The organism is Halalkalibacterium halodurans, from assembly GCF_004376175.1.
In the GTDB taxonomy this organism is placed as follows: domain Bacteria; phylum Bacillota; class Bacilli; order Bacillales; family Bacillaceae_D; genus Halalkalibacterium; species Halalkalibacterium halodurans.
Window position 1 is genome coordinate 1 of the sequence record NZ_SNUY01000129.1, and the last position, 2947, is coordinate 2947.

General features: G+C 37.6%; 3 protein-coding genes. 1 reads left to right on the forward strand and 2 read right to left on the reverse strand.

The genetic code is table 11. From position 1 onward, the window contains the following. Positions 1-238: 238 nt before the first annotated feature. Positions 239-1201: a hypothetical protein gene (locus E2L07_RS20280; RefSeq protein WP_134230512.1), complete on the forward strand. Its 963-nt coding sequence runs from the start codon at positions 239-241 to the stop codon at positions 1199-1201. Between the two features lie 263 nt (positions 1202-1464). On the opposite strand, the gene E2L07_RS20285 is transcribed toward E2L07_RS20280, so the two are convergent. Continuing rightward, positions 1465-2025: a TetR/AcrR family transcriptional regulator gene (locus E2L07_RS20285; RefSeq protein WP_338121512.1), complete on the reverse strand. Its 561-nt coding sequence runs from the start codon at positions 2023-2025 to the stop codon at positions 1465-1467. A 541-nt stretch (positions 2026-2566) separates the two neighbouring features. Continuing rightward, positions 2567-2947: integrase core domain-containing protein (locus E2L07_RS20295; RefSeq protein WP_134230513.1), on the reverse strand; the 381-nt coding region annotated here is incomplete at its 5' end.

Below are 2947 nucleotides of genomic sequence, written 5' to 3' on the forward strand. Positions count from 1 at the left end.
CCGCTCCTCATTCTAGAAAGATGCTTTTCAGAAGAAAAATAACCATGATTCTTTCAAAGGGATCGGGAATCTAATCGTTTTTGGCCTAAAACCCTGATTTATGTTCGAGGTATGAATAATTCAGGATGAAGAAGCCATTGAATTTGATGGTTCGTTTGGGGTTACAGGAGACATTCAAGGGGAGGATATCAATCTTCAGGTTCCATTTCGATTTTATGTAGATTCCGTTGCAGAAGAGATGGCCATTGATGTAGATCCGTATGTTACATTTTTCCCTGAGTTTGTTGATGTGTTCGCGAATAACGTTATTCCGCATATTCCGGAGGTAGAAGAGACATTAGGATCTGCATTAGATGGGCAAGATGTAGGAGAGTGGTTTTCTACTGAAGTGAATGGCGTCATTCTACCGATTTTAGAAGAGAACCTACAGAATGCTAAGCTTGTTGAGGAAATTGAGATTGATGGAAATTTATTTGAGACAAGAGAAAAGAATGAAGAATGGGTAGATAAATTTATTTTGGAGAAAGCTCTCCTTTATATGAAAGATAATACGGATGGTGAGTATATTTCCGAAGAAGATTCATGGATTTATTTGCAACTTGACAAAGATTTGTTCTTCCAATCATTCATTCATGCGTTACATGAAGTAGAAGCAAATGAACAGATGAAGGAAGCCTTTGAAGAAGATGGAGAGACAGCGGTCGAGGAAGCGATCAAAGAGCTAGAACAATCATTAGAAGAGATTGAAGATTACACGATGGATTTCGACCTTGGATTTAAAGTTGAAAGAGGGACATTACTCGAAAGCAAGGTTGAATTAACGATGTCATTTGAGGAAGATGGTATTTCCTTCGATGTAGGAATGAGTGTAGATAGTACTTACAACTATGATGATGCCGTTGAATTCAAACTTTACGGACAAGAACGTACGACTCTTACAGAAGCAGAATTAGATGATCTAACATATGAGATCCACTGGGAATTGGAATCATTAGTTAACGATTTACTAGCAGATTTCCAGGAAGATTACTATGAAGAAGAGTTGAGTGAGGAAGATTTAGCATTGCTTGCAGCGATTGAAGCACAAGAAGTGTCCCATGAAGATTTTGGATTGACTGAAGAAGAAATGTATTATTGGGTACTTGATTTAGAATTAGCAGGTTTGGTTGAGCCTGGAACATCCGACTTGTATTTAGAGTAATGAGAGAGAAAATGGGGCTGGCAGCGTTGCCGGCCTTTTTTCTCTACCTGTTAGAAAAAAATTTACTATAAAAAAGGTGGACAAAAATAGCCAAACGTAATCAAAAAGGTTCGGATCATTTTATTTTGATGATCCGAACCTTTTTTTCTTGCTTAGGTGCACCGGGGAGAGAATAGGCAACCTGAACAAGCTTCACATAAAGGTTTAAAGTATAAGGAAACATTCTCTTCTGCCATTAAGAGTTGGCGGAAAGATAAACGCTATTATTCAGGAGTATGCTTCCTATGTTTCTTTTCTCCCATTATGCCGTAAAAGAAAAGCTTCGTAATGTCCTCTGTTAACGGTAAGATTTTTTCATATACTTCTTCCTTTTGGATATATTCATTAAGCATTTTGATATAGAAGATAATCGCTTCATGTGATAAAGAAGGATCGACATATCCTTGTTCTTTTCCTTCTTGGAACAAGTGATCAAAGTGCTGAAGGGCATTTTGCATATAGTCGTTTTCAGCAATGGTTTCGTTTGCCGTATATTCCTTCATCAAATATTGATAAAACTCTTCATGAATGCGGCGCGCCACTTCTTTTTTTCTAAACATAATTTCCTTTATTTTTTCGGGGAATGGTTTATCGCTATACACCGTTTGTTCAAAATCGCGAACCGCCTTGTCCATATAATAAAGAAAAACTTCATGAGTCAAATTATGTTTGCTCTCAAAGTAATTATAGATCGTCACTTGTGAAACGTTCGCGTTCTTTGCAATTTCTGCTATCGATACTTTTTGGAGACCATACTCCATAAATAAAGATAAAGCTGCCTCCAATATATCGCGTTTTTTTTTGTTCTTTTCGTCGTTGAAAGCCGTCCATTTGCAACACCTCATCAGTTAGTGTAATAAAAATTTTGTAATAAAACAAATCAAATCGTTCATAAATTGTTGTCAAACGGTTGATTTTTTTATATTATGAAATATAAAGGTAAAAATATTTCAAAATATATGTTGATCCTTACATGTGGATGTCAAAGGAGGATTTCCTATGGAAATTGTAAAAGCAACAAATGTGAGGAAAAGATTTGGGGCATTCACCGCATTAAATCGTATAAATCTTGAAGTACGGTAGTGTCAAAAGTTCTATGAAAAACTAGCACGGTTCATACTACCTACCATTTATTAGGTGGAAATGCCACGCTATCGCTCTTGACAAACACACCAATGGTTTATTCAGAGGTCAATCAAGGGCGAAGGGAACAAACGAAGGCATGCTAAATAAACCCTTGACTTTTTCCATTTTAAACCATTGGCAAGTTCGGTTTGTCAAGAGTTCGCTTCGCCGATAGCTGAATAGGGCTCAGCTAAACAAAAGTTAGGCTGACTGTTGTTGAATCCAGTCTTGAGCTAATCCAATAAGGGCTGTCCATCTCGCTGGCATGGTTGGTAGCTTTTCTAATTCTGGAATTGTGACTGGCACTTTACCTTCAAGTGAAGAATGTGGGCGCAAGAAGTTAAAGTAAGCCACAAACAATGTCACAAAAGAAACAGATCCCTGTTCAGAACCAAAGCCGTGCGTCGAACGATAATTCCCTTTAAACGTGCGATTTAGTCGTTCAATGATTTGCTTGAGAGGTCGATACTCTCTGGAAACATCGTCTTCATTTGTTAGCCCGATGACCTGTTTGACGTCAAACGATATGTGGTTCTCTGCGAAGAAATGCTGTGCTAACAAATAGATTGGATTACCATCTAC